Source organism: Chelatococcus sp. KU-N122 (genome assembly GCF_055391085.1).
Genome location: NZ_AP043981.1, coordinates 15204 through 31543 on the forward strand (window position 1 = coordinate 15204; position 16340 = coordinate 31543).

13 protein-coding genes are annotated in these 16340 nt (G+C 67.7%); 10 read left to right on the plus strand and 3 right to left on the minus strand.

Annotated elements, in window-relative coordinates:
• Positions 1 to 38: 38 nt before the first annotated feature.
• The 5 genes from ACZ5PO_RS00055 (at position 39) to ACZ5PO_RS00075 (ending at position 5373) form a co-directional block, all read left to right on the plus strand.
• Entirely contained in the window at positions 39 to 1241 is a 1203-nt protein-coding gene (locus ACZ5PO_RS00055; protein WP_464188967.1) for an ABC transporter substrate-binding protein, read from the plus strand.
• A gap of 197 nt (positions 1242 to 1438) precedes the next feature.
• A complete protein-coding gene (locus ACZ5PO_RS00060) occupies positions 1439 to 2671 on the plus strand; it encodes an L-lactate dehydrogenase (protein ID WP_464188969.1) in 1233 nt (410 codons plus the stop codon).
• Positions 2672 to 2674: 3 nt separating this feature from the next.
• Positions 2675 to 3418 carry an SDR family oxidoreductase gene (locus tag ACZ5PO_RS00065; RefSeq protein WP_464188971.1) on the plus strand — a complete coding sequence of 248 codons (744 nt, stop codon included), beginning with the start codon at positions 2675 to 2677 and terminating at the stop codon, positions 3416 to 3418.
• Between the two features lie 141 nt (positions 3419 to 3559).
• A complete protein-coding gene (locus ACZ5PO_RS00070; protein ID WP_464188973.1) occupies positions 3560 to 4903 on the plus strand; it encodes an MFS transporter in 1344 nt (447 codons plus the stop codon).
• Entirely contained in the window at positions 4903 to 5373 is a 471-nt protein-coding gene (locus tag ACZ5PO_RS00075) for an ureidoglycolate lyase (protein WP_464188975.1), read from the plus strand. Before ACZ5PO_RS00070 ends, ACZ5PO_RS00075 begins: the two co-directional genes overlap by 1 nt.
• A 46-nt stretch (positions 5374 to 5419) precedes the next feature.
• Here ACZ5PO_RS00075 and ACZ5PO_RS00080 read toward each other — a convergent pair whose 3' ends face one another.
• The 3 genes from ACZ5PO_RS00080 to ACZ5PO_RS00090 form a co-directional block, all read right to left on the minus strand.
• Positions 5420 to 6316 (minus strand): SDR family NAD(P)-dependent oxidoreductase, encoded by an 897-nt coding sequence (locus ACZ5PO_RS00080; RefSeq protein WP_464188977.1) that lies wholly within the window; start codon positions 6314 to 6316, stop codon positions 5420 to 5422.
• Between the two features lie 38 nt (positions 6317 to 6354).
• A complete protein-coding gene (locus tag ACZ5PO_RS00085) occupies positions 6355 to 7200 on the minus strand; it encodes an alpha/beta hydrolase (protein WP_464188979.1) in 846 nt (281 codons plus the stop codon).
• 91 nt (positions 7201 to 7291) lie between these two features.
• Complete coding sequence (locus ACZ5PO_RS00090; protein ID WP_464188981.1) at positions 7292 to 8500, minus strand: ABC transporter substrate-binding protein; 1209 nt, start codon at positions 8498 to 8500, stop codon at positions 7292 to 7294.
• Positions 8501 to 8821: 321 nt separating this feature from the next.
• On the opposite strand from ACZ5PO_RS00090, the gene ACZ5PO_RS00095 reads away from it, so the two are divergent.
• From ACZ5PO_RS00095 to ACZ5PO_RS00115, 5 genes are all read left to right on the plus strand, one after another.
• A complete protein-coding gene (locus ACZ5PO_RS00095; protein ID WP_464188983.1) occupies positions 8822 to 9625 on the plus strand; it encodes an SDR family NAD(P)-dependent oxidoreductase in 804 nt (267 codons plus the stop codon).
• Between the two features lie 213 nt (positions 9626 to 9838).
• Complete coding sequence (locus tag ACZ5PO_RS00100; protein ID WP_464188986.1) at positions 9839 to 11743, plus strand: flavin-containing monooxygenase; 1905 nt, start codon at positions 9839 to 9841, stop codon at positions 11741 to 11743.
• 719 nt (positions 11744 to 12462) lie between these two features.
• Entirely contained in the window at positions 12463 to 13305 is an 843-nt protein-coding gene (locus ACZ5PO_RS00105) for an IclR family transcriptional regulator (protein ID WP_464188988.1), read from the plus strand.
• A gap of 682 nt (positions 13306 to 13987) precedes the next feature.
• Positions 13988 to 14839 carry an IclR family transcriptional regulator gene (locus tag ACZ5PO_RS00110; RefSeq protein ID WP_464188990.1) on the plus strand — a complete coding sequence of 284 codons (852 nt, stop codon included), beginning with the start codon at positions 13988 to 13990 and terminating at the stop codon, positions 14837 to 14839.
• A gap of 231 nt (positions 14840 to 15070) precedes the next feature.
• Positions 15071 to 16327 (plus strand): CaiB/BaiF CoA transferase family protein, encoded by a 1257-nt coding sequence (locus ACZ5PO_RS00115; protein ID WP_464188993.1) that lies wholly within the window; start codon positions 15071 to 15073, stop codon positions 16325 to 16327.
• Positions 16328 to 16340 lie beyond the last annotated feature (13 nt).

Below are 16340 nucleotides of genomic sequence, written 5' to 3' on the forward strand. Positions count from 1 at the left end.
CTCACATCAAGAACAGCGCAATCCAGGGAGGACAACGGATGAAGTGGACAGCAGCCATCGTCGCCGCGCTCGCGGCGGTCGCCAGCACGAGCGCCTTCGCGGACAAGAAATACGCGCCCGGCATCACGGATACGGAGATCAAGATCGGCCAGACCTTCGCCTATAGCGGCCCGGCCTCGGCCTATCGCGCCATCCCCATGTCGGAGGCGGCCTACTTCAAGATGATCAACGATCAGGGCGGTATCAACGGCCGCAAGATCAACCTGGTCAGCCTCGACGACGGCTACAGCCCACCCAAGACCTTCGAGCAGACGCGCAAGCTGGTGGAGCAGGACGAGGTCGCGCTGATCTTCAACCCGCTCGGCACGCCGACCGGGCTCGTCGTCCGCAAATACCTGAACGACAAGAAGATCCCGCAGCTGTTCGTGGGCGGCGGCGCAACGCTCTGGGGCGACTACAAGCACTTCCCGTGGAGCATGGGCTTCCAGCCGTCCTACCAGGCCGAGACCGCGGTCTATGCCAAGTATGTGCTGAAAAACAACCCGGACGCCAAGATCGCCCTGTTCTACCAGAACGACGACGCCGGCAAGGACTACGGCAACGGCTTCAAGATGGGTCTCGGGGCCGACAACGCCAAGCGCATGGTCATCGCCGAGGCGACGTACGAGCCGGCCGACCCGAGCATCGACAGCCAGATCGTGAAGCTCAAGGCCTCCGGCGCTGACACGCTGTTCATGCACGCCATTCCCAAGCAGGCGGCGCAGGCCATCCGCAAGGTCTACGAGATCGGCTGGAAGCCGAAGATGTTCTTCCTGGCCGCCACCTCGACCTCGGTCTCCAGCGTGCTGCAGCCGGCCGGTTTCGACGCCGCCACGGGCATCATCTCCGCCTACTACCAGAAGGACCCGACCGACCCGCAGTGGAACAACGACCCGGCGACGGCGGAATGGATCGCCTTCATGAAGAAGTACTACCCCGACGGTAACCTCCAGGATCAGCTCAACGTCTACGGCTATACGGTGGCGCAGGCGCTGGTGCAGGTGCTGAAGAACTGCGGCGACGACCTCACCCGCGAGAACATCATGAAGCAGGCGGCCAGCATGGACTTCCCACTGCCGATGCTGCTGCCGGGCATCAAGGTGAAGACGTCGGCCACCGACTACTACCCGATCGAAGGCCAGCAGCTCCAGCGCTTCAACGGCAAGACCTGGGAGCTGTTCGGCCAGGTGATCGGCGAGTGAGCCAGCCGGCGCCCGCGTAGCCGAAGACGGGTGGACCTCGGGGGCGCTGTGCGGAAGGCGTCCCGGGCCCGAGGCCATGCTCCAGGCCGGTGCGCCGATGGCGCCCACGGGCCGGCTGAGCGTGTCGGCCCGAGCATGGGCGGCCAACGATAGCACCGGCGGGCACGGCAACCGCCAGGACCAGGGAGGGGACGGCGATGGCGCGATCCATTGTAGCGACGACCTTCGAGGATGACCGGCAGCGCGCCCGACAGCGCCTGCCGAGTCAGCTCTTCGAGTTCATCGACGGCGGCTCTTTCGGCGAAGAGACGCTGGCCGCCAACCGCCATGACTTCGCCCGCGTTCAGCTGCGCCAGCGGGTGCTGATGGACGTCGGCAGCGCGGTGCTGGACACGGAGATCTTCGGCGAGCGCTTCGCCATGCCGCTGGGCCTCTCGCCCGTGGGCCTCGCCGGTCTGATGCGACGGCGAGGCGAGACCCAGGCGGTGCGCGCGGCAACAGCGGCCGGCCTGCCGTTCATGCTCAGCACCGTGTCGCTGTGCAGCATCGAGGAGGTCGCGGCGGCTGCCTCGCAGCCGTTCTGGTTCCAGCTCTACTTCCTGCGCGACCGGGATTATGTGGCGCAGATGATCGGCCGCGCCAAGCGGGCCGGCTGCACGGCGCTGGTCATGACTGTCGACGTGCCCGTCAACAGTCCACGCCATCGCGACGGGCAGACCGGCATGAGCAGCGTCCCGTCGCCCCTGGAGCGGGCCAAGGTCGTCGCCGATTTCTCCCATCGCTGGGCATGGCTGCGCGACGTCGCCATCGGCGGCCGGCCGCATATCTTCGGCAATCTGGCCGCGGCCATTCCCGATGCCCGCGGCCTGGCCGATTTCCGCAGCTTCACGCGGGCCAATTGGGACAACGCCATCGGCTGGAAGGACGTCGCGTGGGTGCGCGGCCTGTGGGACGGCCCGCTGGTGATCAAGGGGATTCTCGACCCACAGGATGCGGCAGCTGCGGTCACCGCCGGAGCGAACGGCATCGTCGTCTCCAACCACGGGGGCCGGCAGCTCGACGGCGTCGCGTCCAGCATCTCCATGCTGCCGGCCATCGTGGGCGCCGTTGCCGGACGGGCCGAGATCTTTCTCGACGGCGGCGTGCGCAACGCCATCGATGTGCTTCGCGCCCGGGCGCTGGGCGCCAAGGCCTGCTTCGTCGGCCGCCCCTGGGTGCTGGCTCTGGCGGCCGACGGCGAGGCCGGCGTCACCCGCATGATCGAGCGCTTCCGGATCGAGATGGTCTCCGCCCTGGGACTGATGGGGCTGAACGACGTCGCCGACGTCGGGCCCGAGGCGCTGGCCCACGTCCCGGCCGAGTGGCTGCACACCGCCGCCGCAGCCCAGCCGTCGTCGACGCGCCGCGTGGCGACAATCGCAGGAGAGTAACGGATGGATCTACGCATCGCGGGCCGAAAGGCCATCGTCTGCGCCAGCAGCGAGGGGCTTGGCTTCGCCTGCGCCCGCGCGCTGGCCGAAGCCGGATGCGAGCTCGTGATGAACGGGCGCCGTGCGGAGGTGCTGGACAAGGCCGCGGACGAGCTGCGGCGGCGCACAGGCGCCACGGTGACGACCGTTGCCGCCGACCTGGCGACGCCGGACGGCCGCGCCGCCCTGCTGGCCGCCTGCCCGGAGCCGGACATCCTGGTCAACAATTCCGGCGGTCCGCCGAAGAAGGACTTTCGCGAATTGACCGAGCAGGACTGGGCGCAGGCGCTGCAGAGCAACATGCTGGCCGCGGTGTCGCTGATCACCGCCACGGTCGACGGCATGATGGCCCGCGGCTTCGGCCGCATCGTCAACATCACCTCGATGACGAGCGTGCGCCCGGTCACCAACCTCGATCTGTCCAACGCGGCGCGGCTGGGGCTCGCCGGCTTTGTCGCCGGCGTGTCGCGGCAGGTCGCCGGGCGCAACGTGACGATCAACAACCTGCTGCCGGGCTCGTTCGCCACGGCACGCGTCGCCGCCCTTGGCGCCGCCGTCGCCGAGGTGGCCGCGACGGTCCCGGCCGGCCGGCTGGGCGAGCCCGACGAGTTCGGCGACGCCTGCGCCTTCCTGTGCAGCGCCCAGGCCGGCTACATCGTCGGCCAGAACGTCCTGATCGACGGCGGCTTCTGCATGAACGCGCTGTAGAAACCCATCGTATTTCCCGATCCGGTCAAAGCATCCGATCGGCGGGGAATGCGCCAGCTCTTTGAATCGACTTGTGCTCCCGGGCGGCCTCGCGCGGGCCGCCCGGCCACGCACCATGACCAACGACAAACGGAGATGACCATGTCGCAGGATGCAGCTGCCGCCTCCTTGCCCCTCGCCGAGCCGATCGAAGCTCGCACCATGGCCAAGGTGACGCGCCGGCTGATCCCGTTTCTGGTGCTGCTCTACTTCGTCGCCTTCCTGGACCGGGTGAACGTCGGCTTCGCCGCCCTGACCATGAACAAGGATCTGGGCTTCAGCGCCACCGTGTTCGGCACCGGCGCCGGCATCTTCTTCCTCAGCTACATCATCTTTGAGATCCCCAGCGCCCTGATCCAGGGGCGGGTCGGGGCGCGGCGCTGGATCGCCCGCATCATGGTGACGTGGGGACTGGTCGCGGCCGGCATGGCCTTCGTGACCGGCGAGACCAGCTTCTATGTCATGCGCTTCCTGCTCGGCGCCGCCGAGGCGGGCTTCGCGCCGGGCATCCTGTTCTACACCCTGTCGTGGTTCCCCGATCAGCACCGGGCCAAGCTGATCGGCCTCTACCTGATCGCCATTCCGCTCTCGAGCTTCCTCGGCGCGCCGCTCTCCACCTTCATCATCGAGGCCATGGGCGGCATCGGGGGCCTCGCGGGCTGGCAGTGGATGTTCATCATCGAGGGCCTGCTGGCCGTCGTCCTCGGCATCGCCTGCCTCTGGTACCTGACCGAGCGGCCGGCGGATGCGACCTGGCTGGAGCCCGACGAGCGCGCGTGGCTGACGCAGCGGATCGGAGCGGAGGCCAACGCGCGCGAGGCCGGCGCCAAGCATCGGCTGCGCGACATCTTCGTCAACCCGGGCATCCTGGCGCTGACGATCAGCTACACGTTCCTGATCCTCGGCCTTTACGGCCTCGGCTTCTGGCTGCCGCAGATCGTGCGCGGGCTGGGCTTCACCGGCATGCAGACCGGGTATGTGGCCGCAGTGCCCTACCTGTTCGCCACCATCGCCATGGTCGTCTGGGCGAGGCGCTCCGACGCGGCGGCGGAGCGGCTGTGGCACACGGTGCTGCCGGCGGTGCTCGCGGGCATCGGCCTCGTCCTCGCCGGGATCTTCCTCGACAGGCCGCTCGGCGCCATCGTCGCCTTCACGATCGCGGCGATCGGGATCTACGCGGTGCTGCCGGTATTCTGGTCGCTGCCGGCGCTGTTCATGAGCGGCACGGTCGCGGCCGCCGGTATCGCCTTCATCAACTCGGTGTCCAATCTCGGCGGCTATTTCGGCCCGACCCTGATGGGCTGGTTCAAGGACGGCACCGGCAGCTTCAGCGGCGCCCTGATCGTGCTCGGCGGTGCCGTGCTGCTGGCCGCGGTGGTGCTGTTCGTCTCCATCCGCCACCTGCTGGCCGGCGGAGCCACCGGCCATATGGGCGAGGCAAGCTGATGGCGGGGCGCCCGATTGCGCTGCGCCGCCTCACCGCCGACGCCTTCGCGCCGTTCGGCCAGGTGATCGAGGCGAGCCCGGATGCCGCCGCGCACGGCTTCGACCTGGCCGAGCACGACGCGGCGGCGCAGCCGTCCCTGTTCCGGGTCGGCGTCGCGGCGCGCCCGGGGCCGCTCGCCATCGACCGGCTGGAGCGCCACCCGGCCACGGTGCAGATGCTGATGCCGCTGCGCTGCGACGGCTGGCTGGTCGCCGTCGCCTGGGACGATGCCGCGGGCCGACCGGACCTCGAGCGGCTCGCCGCCTTCACCGCGCCGGGCGACGTCGGCATCATCCTGCGCCCCGGCGTGTGGCATGCGCCGTTATGCGTCATCGGCGGCGACGCCTCGTTCCTGGTGTTCATGTGGCGCGATGGCACGCTGCGCGATGTGGAATACGCCGATATCGCGCAGCCGATCCCGGTCGGCTGACAGCCGGCTGCGGCGCCCCGGCCCAAGCCGCCGGCCGGCAACCGGCTCAGGGCGCGATCTGGATCGGCATTAGCTTGTACTGCTCGAGCGAGCTCTTCAGCGCGAAGAACTCGTCCGTATCGAGGATCGTGTCGAGATTGGCGGAGACCTCCTCATAGGTCAGGCCGTCGCTGCAATAGCCGCGGACGGTCGCGGTGAAGATGCGGGCGACGCGGCCGGCTCCCGCACTGATGACTTCGCCGTTCAACGCGCAGTCGCGATGGGCCAGGAGCAGCACCGCCGGCGACACGCGGGCCACGTGCAGCTTGTCGAGCGGGATCTGCGGCTGGGTGTCGAAATAGCCCTTCGCCAGTTGGGTGTAGGCGGTGGGCGAGATGGCGTTGACGCGGATGTCGCGGTCGGCGTTCTCCAGCGCCGCGGCCTTGGTCAGGCCGATGATGGCGGCCTTGGCCGCGACGTAGGGCAGCGCGTTCGGCGCGCCGAACGCGCCGAGCGACGAGGCCGTGTTGACGATGCGGCCGTAGTTCCGCGCCCGCATGTGGTGCAGCGCCGTCCGCATGGTCCAGAGCGTGCCGTGCAGGTGCACGCGCAGGACCGCATCGAAATCGCTCGTCGTTACGTCGTAGCTATGCGCCGCGCAGGTGTTGCCGGCGTTGTTGACGAGAATATCGATGCGGCCGAAGGCTTCGACCGTGCGCCGCACCATGGCCTCGGCGTCGCCTTCGACGCTGACGTTTCCGGTATCGTGCGCGGCCACCAGGCCCTCGCGCCTGAAGTCCTCGGCAACCTGGCCCGCCAGCGGCGTGCCGTCCTCGGCCACCGCGATGTCGTTGATCATGACGCAGGCACCCCGCCGAGCGAGGTCGAGCGCGTACTGGCGTCCCAGGCCGGCGCCGGCGCCGGTCACGAGGGCGGCCAGCCCATCGAAATCCTTGGTCGTCACCCAGCTGGCTCCTGCGATCGCGGTGATGCGGCGTGGCCTCAGGCCACCAGCCGTGCGCGGATGAAGGGAGCGAGACGCTCGATGGCGGCGACACCTTCGGGAATGATCGCGGCGAAGAACGGCCAGATGTGCACCATCTCGTCCCAGACCTCGATGTGCACGTCGACGCCGGCCTGACGCGCCCGCTCGGCGAGCCGCGTCGAATCGTCGAGCAGCCGCTCGCAATCGCCGACCAGGATGAACAGCGGCGGCAGGCCGCGGTGATCGGCATAGAGCGGCGACGCCAGGGGATGCTTCGGATCCCCGTCCTCGCCCAGGTAGAACGTCGCGAAGCGGGTCGTCGATTCGCGCGTGATCAGCGGATCCACCGCCGCCCGGGTGTCCATCGAAGCGCCCTCCTTGGCCAGGTCCGTGGAGGGCGAGATGCAGAATGCGCCGTCCGGCAACTGATCCCCGGCGTCCCTGAGGGCGACGAGCAGCGCCAGGCTCAGGCCGCCGCCGGCCGAATCGCCGCCGAGCACGATCCGGCCGTGCGGGCCGAGCCGCTGGCGCAGCCACCGGTAGCTCGCCACGGCGTCCTCGATCGCAGCCGGAAACGGGTGCTCCGGCGCCAGCCGATACCCCACCGAGAGCACACGGCACCGTCCGGCCTTCGCCAGCCGGCCGGTGAACTCGCGGTAGGCGGGAATGGAGCCGATGCAATAGCCGCCGCCGTGGAGGTACAACAACGCCCCGTCCGTCGCCACGTCGGCGGGCACGGTCCACTCGGCCGGGACACCGCCCGCGTCGACGGCCTCGAAGGCGAGGTCTGCGGCCGGGGTGAACTGGGCGGCCAGGGCTTCGAAGCGCTGGCGCACCGCCTCGATCGGCAACAGTTCGGTCAAATCCCGCGATCGCAATGCCTGCAGAAAGCTCTGGAACTCCGCGCTGGCCAATCCGGCCTCCTCATCGTCTGATTGATCGGACGCCGCCGTCTCAGTTCGCCACGTCGGGCAGCGTCACCCACTTCTCCCCATCGAAGACGATGAAGCGCGTCTCCCTGAGGAGGTTGTAGTCTTCCGGCGAGTTGCTGAGCTTGACACCCTGCAGGCCGAGCGGCAGCTCGATGTCCTTCAGGTTGGTGGCCTGGCGGATGAAGTTCTCGCGGGTCAGGTCGTCGCCGCACTTGCGGATGACGATCTCGGTGAGCTGGGCAACATTGTAGCCGAGGGAGAAGGTCGCCTGCTCGGCGGCAACGCCCGGCAGCCACGTCTTCATGAACGCGAGGTACTCGCGCACGCCCGGATCGTCCGCCTGGTCCGGCGCGGACGGATCCTTCATCCAACGGCCGCTGATGAGGCCCTTCGCGTTGTCGAGACCGGCGGGCTTCAGGACATCGCCGATCGAGGCCGCGACGGACGGCGAGATGATCTGCGCCCCCCAGGCCAGCTCCCTCGCCTTGCGGATCGACTGCGAGGCGAATTTGGCCATCGACACGTTGAAGAACACGTCGGCGCCGCTGGCCGCGAGTTGGGCCATCTCCGAGTCGATGGTCGGCGAGGCGTAGTCGTAGGTGACGGACTTGACGATCATCTTGTCAGCCTTGTCACCCAGCGCCGCGCGGAAGCCGGCCACGTACTCGCGGCCGAGCTCGTCGTTGGGCGACAGGATGGCGATCTTCGCGTCGGGCCTCGTCCGCAGGACGAAGCGGCCGAAGGCCGCGCCCTCGACCGTGAACGGGAAATAGAATGCGGTCGACCAGGGATACTGCTTGGGATCGTTGAACCGCCTGATCCCGGACGCCTGGAACAACTGGGGGATGCCCTTCTTGTTCAGGTAGGCCTGCACGGCGAGGCCGGTCGGCGACCCATTGGAGCCCACGATCGCCAGGACCTCCTCCTGCTCGACCAGCTTGCGCGTCTGCTCCACCGTCTTCGGCGGACTGTAGCCGTCGTCGAGCGACATCAGCGTGATCTTGCGGCCGTTGATCCCGCCCTTGGCGTTGAGCATGGCGAAATAGGCCACCTGCGCCCGCCCGAGAGCGCCGCTGGAGGACACCGGGCCGCTGTAGGGCACCGTCTGCCCCAGCTTGATCTCGGTGTCGGAGACGCCGGGTCCATAGCGCTTGGCTCCGGACTGGGCGAAGCCCGACGAGGATGCGGCCAGCAGGCAGGCGGCGGCGACCAATCCCAAGCGAACGCGCAAAATATCCTCCCTCAATTTGAACATGGCCGGCTTCGATCGGCAGCTGATGCTCTGATGCTCGCGACACGGCCATCTGTTGCAGCCGTCATCATTCCCACTTTGGCCGCACCTACAACGAGGCCGCGGACCGAAACTGCTGTTATTACAATTGTAATAATTAGCTTTCGCGAGCCAAACACCACATCTGTATTGTCTTATCTCGCCCGACCGCGACTTCTGAGACGGCTTGAAGCGTATTTCCAACGAATATAGCTTGTCTCGGCGCTTGTGAAGATCATATGGAACCGGCCGCACCCGGTTTCGGCCAGGGATGGAAACGCCATGGAACTCAGCGGAAAAGTCGCGCTCGTGACCGGTGCCGCGCGCGGCATCGGGCGGGCGATCTCGCTTCATCTGGCCCGGCTCGGCGCCGACGTGCTCGTCGCCGACGCCGATTTCTCCGCCGCCACGCGGTTCGGCGAGGTGCTCGATGCCGAGTCGGTCGGCCGCGAGATCATCCAGATCGGCCGCAGAAGCGTCGAGGTCGAAGCCGATCTGGCCGACGCCGGCGCGGCGGAGGCCATGGTCGCCCGCTGCGTGGCCGAGCTCGGCCGCCTCGACATCCTCGTCAACAATGCCGGCGGGCTGATCACGCCGATCGAGCGCAGCCGTCCCTCGCAGATGTCCGACGAGGAGCTGCGCACGCTGTTCGACGCCAACGTCCTGACCATGGTGCACTGCTGCCGCGCGGCCGCGCCGGTGATGACGGAGCAAAGGAGCGGCTGCATCGTCAACGTCTCCTCGGCCGCCGCGCGGACGACCGCAGCGGGCGGCGCCATGGCCGGCTATGGAGCGGCCAAGGCGGCCGTCACCCATTTCACCCGGAGCCTGGCGGCCGAGCTCGGCCCGCACGGCATCCGGGCCAACTGCATCGCGCCGGGCGTGATCTGGTCCTCGCGCGTCAAGGCGCAATCGGAGGCGCGCGGCATCGGTCGCGAGAGCGAGAGCGGCGGCATCCCCCTGGGCCGCTACGGCAACCCGGAGGACTGCGCCCTGGTGGTCGAATTCCTCGTCACCGACCTGTCGCGGTACGTGACCGGCCAGTGCATCTCGGTCTGCGGCGGCAGCGTGCTGACCGCCGCCTAAGTTGCGGCGCGCACCGCGGCCAGAATTTGCAACCGGTGACCGGCATATCGATCTACGAATATTTCACCTGCAATATGTATCTCCAGCGCTCAGCGCGTCCGTTGATTTCCATATAGACTATCTGATAGCTCGATTACTGGCCTACGGTGCTCGCCGACTTTCGGTTCGGCGACGCACGCGGCCCCGCCGGAAACACCAGATCTGTGGTTGACGATGGATAATTCAGCAAAACTCGAGCTGTTGGAGATCGCGGGCCATCGCGACTTCGATCCGGATGCCTTGAAGGCCAAGTATGAAAGCGAGCGCGACAGGCGCATCGTCCCCGGCGGCAACAGTCAATACGTGCCCGTCGAGGGGCGCTTCGCCGCCTTCGACAAGGACCCGTGGGTCGACCCCGACTTCACCCGGGCGCCGATCGCGGAGCACAGCCAGGTCGTCATCGCCGGCGGCGGCTTCGGCGGCCTTCTGGCGGGCGCGCGCCTGCGTGAAGCCGGCTGCACCGACATCCGCATCATCGAGGACGGCGGCGACTTCGGCGGCACCTGGTATTGGAACCGCTATCCCGGCGCCATGTGCGATATCGAGGCGCACATCTATCTGCCGCTGATCGAGGAGCTCAACTATGCTCCCAAGCACCGCTACTCCTATGCCCCGGAGATGCTGGATGTCAGCCAGCGCATCGGTCGGCACTACGGCCTCTACGACAAGGCATGCTTTCAAACGACGATCACGGCGGCGCGCTGGCTCGATGCCGAGGCGCGCTGGCTGGTCGAGACCAATCGCGGCGATCGCCTGACGGCCGATATCCTCGTGCTGGCCTGTGGCCGGCAGAGCCTGCCGAAGCTGCCCGGCATACCCGGCATCGACACCTTCAAGGGCCACACCTTCCATTCCAGCCGCTGGGACTATGCCTATACCGGAGGTGATTTTTACGGGGACCTCACGGGCCTGCGCGACAAGCGCGTCGCCGTGATCGGAACCGGCGCGTCGGCCATCCAGCTCGTGCCCGAGCTGGCGAAATTCGCAAAGGAGCTGGTCGTCCTCCAGCGCACGCCTTCGTCGGTGGGCGTGCGCGCCAACCGCGAGACGCCGCCCGACCATGTCGACATGTCCGTGCCGGGCTGGCAGCGCGCCCGGCGCTATAATTTCCAATCGCTCATTTCCGGCATCCATCAGGAGCGCGACGACGTCGACGACGGCTGGACCGAGCTGACGGCCGCCATCACGCCGCCGAAGGCTGCCGAGGTGGCCAAGCGGCTCGGCCGCGAGCCGACCACGGAGGAGCTGAAGTATCTCGCCGAGATCTACGACTACGACGTCATGAACCGGCTGCGGGGGCGGGTGGACGAGGTGGTGGCGGACGCCGCGACCGCGGAGGTGCTCAAGCCCTGGTACCGCTGGTTCTGCAAGCGGCCCTGCTTCCACGACGACTATCTCCAGACCTTCAACCTGCCCAACGTCCGCCTGGTCGACACCGGCGGCGGCGGCGTCGAACGCATCACCGAGACGGGCCTCGTCGCCAACGGGCAGGAATACGGAGCCGACTGCCTCATCTTCGCGACGGGCTTCGAGGCGGGCATCAGCTATACGCGGCTGACGGGATTCGAGATCTACGGGCGAGACGGGCTTGCCTTGAGCGAGCACTGGCGACCGGGCGTGCGCACGCTGCACGGCCTCACCACGGACGGCTTTCCCAATTGCTTCTTCTTGGGAGGCAACCAGCAATCCGCCGCCGCGGTGAACGCCGTCCACCTGCTCGACGAGCAGGCCGAGCATGTCGCCTACGTGGTCAAGGAGATGGGCCGCCGTGGCATCGCTCAGGTCGAGGCTTCGCCCGAGGCGGTGGATGCCTATGTCGACGTGATCCGAAGCTCGCGGACCAATGCTCAGCTCGTCGATTTCTACCAGGACTGCACACCCGGATACTACAACGCCGAAGGGAAGGCGAAGAAGGGCGAGGACATCTTCTTCGGCGGCCGCTACGGCGACGGGCCAATTCCCTTCTTCCGCATGCTGCAGTCCTGGCGGCAAACGGGGCTGATGGAGGGCCTCGTCGGCCCGAACGGTGAAGCCGTCGGCGCCGGTCGGATCGGCTTCATCGCCAGCATCATCTCCTGAGCGATCCGCCCTAGTGTGGTGGATCTGAAGTTCCTGCCGCCCCACATGGCATCCACGTTCAGGACCTTCAGATCCATTAAACCACACTCGAATCATAGAGTTGCTAGTGTGGCTTAGGAAGCCGAAATTCGCTCCCAGCGCTGCCCCGAGGTGGTGCGAATTTCGGATTCGCCACGCTAGAGCATTTCGCCATTGGATGGGGCCATCCAATGGCGAAATGCTCATAACTTTTTGAGTCTGGAGCGCTTCGCGAGATGAGGGAGCGTCCGTGGCGGCAATTGATCGAGCGCCGCACGCACGCGCCCTTCCCCAGCCGCGCAGGGACCGCCGCCGGGCGTGAAATCGCCGCCCGTCGGGCAGGGCCCTCCCGTTGCCAGCCCGACGCGGTGGCCGGGCTTCCGGCCCCGTTGGTCGTGCGACCTCCGGACTGGCCGGCGTAGGAGCCCGCCAGGCTCACCCTCTCTACGAGCGCCGGGCCGCCGGCGCGCGGTGCAGCCGGCGCAGACCCGGCCGTGGCGCGAGCTCCACGGCCTGTGCCGCTCTCCTCCGCGCCGATGACGGCTTGCCACACGCTCCCCTGTCCGGGCATTAAAGCGATAGGGGCGTGTGCCGGTCTCGCCCCGTCGAAGTCCATATTTTTGCAATCGCATTGCGAATAGCGCATGAATATCGGCGAAATCCCGGCGAGCGTGCAGGGGGAAGCACGGAGGAGGCCCGGCATGAGAGCGACGATATCCCGCAAGAGCCGCGGCCCCGACCTGGCGGAGGCAGCCAATGGCGACGGGGCAGGCGGCGCCGACCCCGGACTGGTCAAATCGGTCGGCAAGGCCATGGCGCTGCTCGAAACGCTCTACGAGGCGGGGCGGCCGATGCGCGTCATCGAGCTTGCCAAGGCCCTGAATATCTCGGCGAGCGCCGTGTCGCGCCTCGTCAGCACGCTCGCCGCCAGCGGCTTCGTCGACCAGGACGAGGACAGCCGCTGCCATCTGGGCTTCGGCCTGGCGCTGATGGGGCACGCGACGCTCGGCCGCCGCGAGCTCGACCGCATCGCCCTGCCCTACATCGGCGAAGTCTCGTCGCGGTTCATCAAGGAGTATGTGAGCCTCGGCAGGCTCTACCGCTGGAAGGTCATCATCATGCGCCAGCAGAGCCCGCAGCACGCGCTCGACGTCAGCCTGATGAGCACGCTTCCCGTCCACGCCACTGCCCCCGGCAAGCTGCTGGCGGCCTGGCAGGACCCGAACTACGTGCGCGAGATGCTGCGATCCGAGGGGATGCACGCGTTTACCGCGCACACCTTCACGTCCATCGATGCCTTCATGGACGAGTTGGCCCGGGTGCGCGAGCAAGGCCATTCGTCGGAGGAGCAGGAGCTGTTCCTGGGCCTACGCCATGTCGCGGCCCCGGTGAGGGACCACGAAGGCACGGTGATCGCCACGATCTCGGCCGGCGGCCCGATCAATTTCGTCGACGGCGACGAACTGGAGGAGCTCACCCAGGCGATCCTGCGCTGCGCCTCGGAAATCTCCCGCCAGCTCGGCTACCGGACCAGGCCGTTCTAAAGCCATTTCGCCATTGGATGAGATCATCCAATGGCCGAGACATGCTCATCACTTTTCTTGAACCTGGCGCTTTGGGTAGCTCCACCCAATCGCAAAGCGCCTCGGCGCGTTTCCGATCCGTCAGATGGAATCGGCCGATCGGATAGACGTGCTCGAAGCCTTTGAGCCGGGGCCCCCTCGCCGCCCGAGCGGGAGGCGTTCTCGCGCGGCACGGTGGTGCTCCGACCATTTGAGCGATTGCGACTGCGGCTGTCGGCGCCCGGCCGGCGGGGGCTGCGCGCCACGAGGATGTGGCGTCGCAGCCCGCAGGCCCGGGGACGGCGCGCGTACGGAGTCGTCAACATTTTCCGCAATCGAATTGCGAAAATCATCACATATCACGGTTATGATCGCACGCTTGTTGCAAACGGCGGGCAGAGCCATATACTCCGGCACCTGAGCAGAAACGTCCGCAAGGGGCCGGAACGGCCGACCGCAAGACGGACGCGTGGGAGGTAGGCATGAACGCTGCGACACGAACCTTCTCCACCAGTGCCGGCCCGGTGACGGCGCATGAGAGCGCATGTCCGGATGCTTGCGGCTGGGGCACGGGGCAGCTCGGCACGCCGGCGCAGTGCGCCCCGCGAGCGGCAACCTGATCGCCTTCGCCGTCCCAATCCACGCCATCGGGATCGTGCGCGCCATGCAAGAGCGAACCGTCAAATCTGCCGAGCGGACACTCAGCGTGTTCGAGCTGTTCTCGGAGCAGCAGAAGCCGCTCTCCGTCGGCGAGATCAGCAAACACCTGTCCATACCGCAGCCGAGCGTCAGCATGCTGCTGCGCAACTTGCGCAGCCTCGGCTATCTCCACTACGACGAGAACGAGAGGCGCTACTGTCCGACGCTGCGCCTGCCGTTTCTGGGCAGCTGGATCAGCCGCCGCTTCGACCGGACCGACCTGATGATGCCGATGCTGGAGCGGCTGTTCCGCCAGGTGGGCGACACCGTCTTCGTCGGCATGCAGAATCGCGCGTCGGCCCAGTACATCCTGGTGATGAAACCCGACCAGCCGGCGATGCTGATCACCTCGGGCATGCATCGCTCCCTCACGATCTCGGCGATGGGAGCCAGGCTGCTCAGCCTGAAGCCCGACGACGAGATCCGCCGCTGGATCGCGCGCTGCAATGCGGAGACCGACGACCCGGGCCTGAGGGTTTCGGCGTCCGAATACCTGGACCGGATCGCCGCGGTCAGAACCAACGGCTACGCCGAGACGGCCGGCGAGATCACGCCCGGCGTCGGGGCCATCGCCATCAGCATCGCCTGCCCGCTGAACGGCACGCCGCTCGCCGTCGGCGTCGGCGGCACGATCGAGCGGCTGGCCAGGGACCGGCCGGCGATCGTGCGGGCGCTGCGCGCCTTCGAGGCGAACTTCGCGGCCGAGCAGACGCCTCCGCCGGAGGCCAGCGCCGATCACCGCACGCCCGCCGCACGCTGCGCGGGTCGGAGCGTCCGTCATGGCCCACAGCCCGGCAGGTTCGCCGAACGGATGTGACCATCCGATCGACTCAAGCGCCGTCGCAGCACCCCGCCTGCCGCACTCGGCGCGACCGATTCGCAGTTTATATATGTAATAATATCTAAATTAGCATCTATCCGGCAGTTATCCGGTGCCTATCGCAGTTTTTACATTTGATTTTACTTCATCCATATCATTCAAAGCTCTCGAGTCCGGGCGCGGCTGATCGGGCGCCCCCTCCCCACATGCAGCAGCCAGGAGCGCCACGTGAGCACCGACCCATCGCAGCGCTTCGGCGCCCTCAGTGACGTGACCGTCCTCGACCTGACGCAGATGCTGGCCGGCCCCTACGGCACCATGATGCTGGCGGACCATGGCGCCGACGTCATCAAGATCGAGCCCTTTGCCGGCGACGTCACCCGTGGCGCGGCGGCCTCCCCCTCGGACGGGGCGGCGTCGCTCGGGGCCTACTTCCAGAGCGTCAACCGCAACAAGCGCAGCGTCTGCCTGGATCTGAAGCGGCCGGAGGGCCGCGACGCGCTCAAGCGCCTCGTGGCCGGCGCCGACGCCGTGGTCGAGAATTTTCGGGCGGACGTGATGGAGAGGCTCGGCCTCGGCTACGAGGTGTTGCGGGAGATCAACCCGCGGCTCGTCTACGGCACGCTGCGCGGTTTCGGCGACCCGCGCACCGGCGCGTCACCCTATGCGAAGTGGCCGGCCTTCGACGTCGTGGCCCAGGCCATGGGCGGCGTGATGGCGATCACCGGCCCGGACCCGGCGACGCCGACTAAGGTCGGCCCGGGCATCGGCGACATCATCCCCGGCATCATGCTCGCCTTCGGCGTCGTCGCGGCGATCCACCACGCCCGGCGCACCGGCGTTGGCCAGTTCGTCGACATCTCCATGGTCGATTCCATCTTCGCGGTCTGCGAGCGCATGATCTGGCAGCACTCCGCCGAAGGCATCGTGCCCGGCCCCGAAGGCAACCACCATCCGTTCCTGTGCCCGTTCGGCATGTTTCCCGCCGCCGACGGCCACGTCACCATTGCCGCCCACACCGACGAGTTCTTCGCCGTGCTGTGCGCCGAGCTCGCCATGGCCGACGTGGCCGGCGACGCGCGCTTCGCGGACAAGGACCGGCGCACCCGCAACAGGCGCGAGCTCATCGTCGCGATCGGCCGCCACACCGTGCGCCATTCCAAGGCGGAGCTGACCGCCAGGCTCGGCGGCCAAATCCCCTACGGGCCGGTGATGAACATCGCCGACAGCGCGAACGACCCTCATTTCGCGGCCCGCGAGATGATCGTCACGCTGGAGCAACCGCACGGCCCCGCCGTGCAGGTGGCGGGGGTGCCGCTGAAAATGACGGCGACGCCGGGCGGCGTGGTGCGCCGGAGCCCGTTTCTCGGCGAGGATACCGTCGAGGTGCTGCGCGCCGCGGGGCTCGACGAGCAAGCGATCGCATCGCTGCTGGCGGGCGGCAGCGCTCTGGCGAACGATCGCCGGAAGCACGTCTTCGCATAGCGCGACCATCCTC

Coding starts and splice junctions, on each gene's coding strand:
- ACZ5PO_RS00075 (WP_464188975.1), top strand. CDS start 4,903: ATGGCGGGGCGCCCGATTGCGCTGCGCCGCCTCACCGCCGACGCCTTC.
- ACZ5PO_RS00110 (WP_464188990.1), top strand. CDS start 13,988: ATGCAAGAGCGAACCGTCAAATCTGCCGAGCGGACACTCAGCGTGTTC.
- ACZ5PO_RS00060 (WP_464188969.1), top strand. CDS start 1,439: ATGGCGCGATCCATTGTAGCGACGACCTTCGAGGATGACCGGCAGCGC.
- ACZ5PO_RS00095 (WP_464188983.1), top strand. CDS start 8,822: ATGGAACTCAGCGGAAAAGTCGCGCTCGTGACCGGTGCCGCGCGCGGC.
- ACZ5PO_RS00105 (WP_464188988.1), top strand. CDS start 12,463: ATGAGAGCGACGATATCCCGCAAGAGCCGCGGCCCCGACCTGGCGGAG.
- ACZ5PO_RS00070 (WP_464188973.1), top strand. CDS start 3,560: ATGTCGCAGGATGCAGCTGCCGCCTCCTTGCCCCTCGCCGAGCCGATC.
- ACZ5PO_RS00055 (WP_464188967.1), top strand. CDS start 39: ATGAAGTGGACAGCAGCCATCGTCGCCGCGCTCGCGGCGGTCGCCAGC.
- ACZ5PO_RS00065 (WP_464188971.1), top strand. CDS start 2,675: ATGGATCTACGCATCGCGGGCCGAAAGGCCATCGTCTGCGCCAGCAGC.
- ACZ5PO_RS00100 (WP_464188986.1), top strand. CDS start 9,839: ATGGATAATTCAGCAAAACTCGAGCTGTTGGAGATCGCGGGCCATCGC.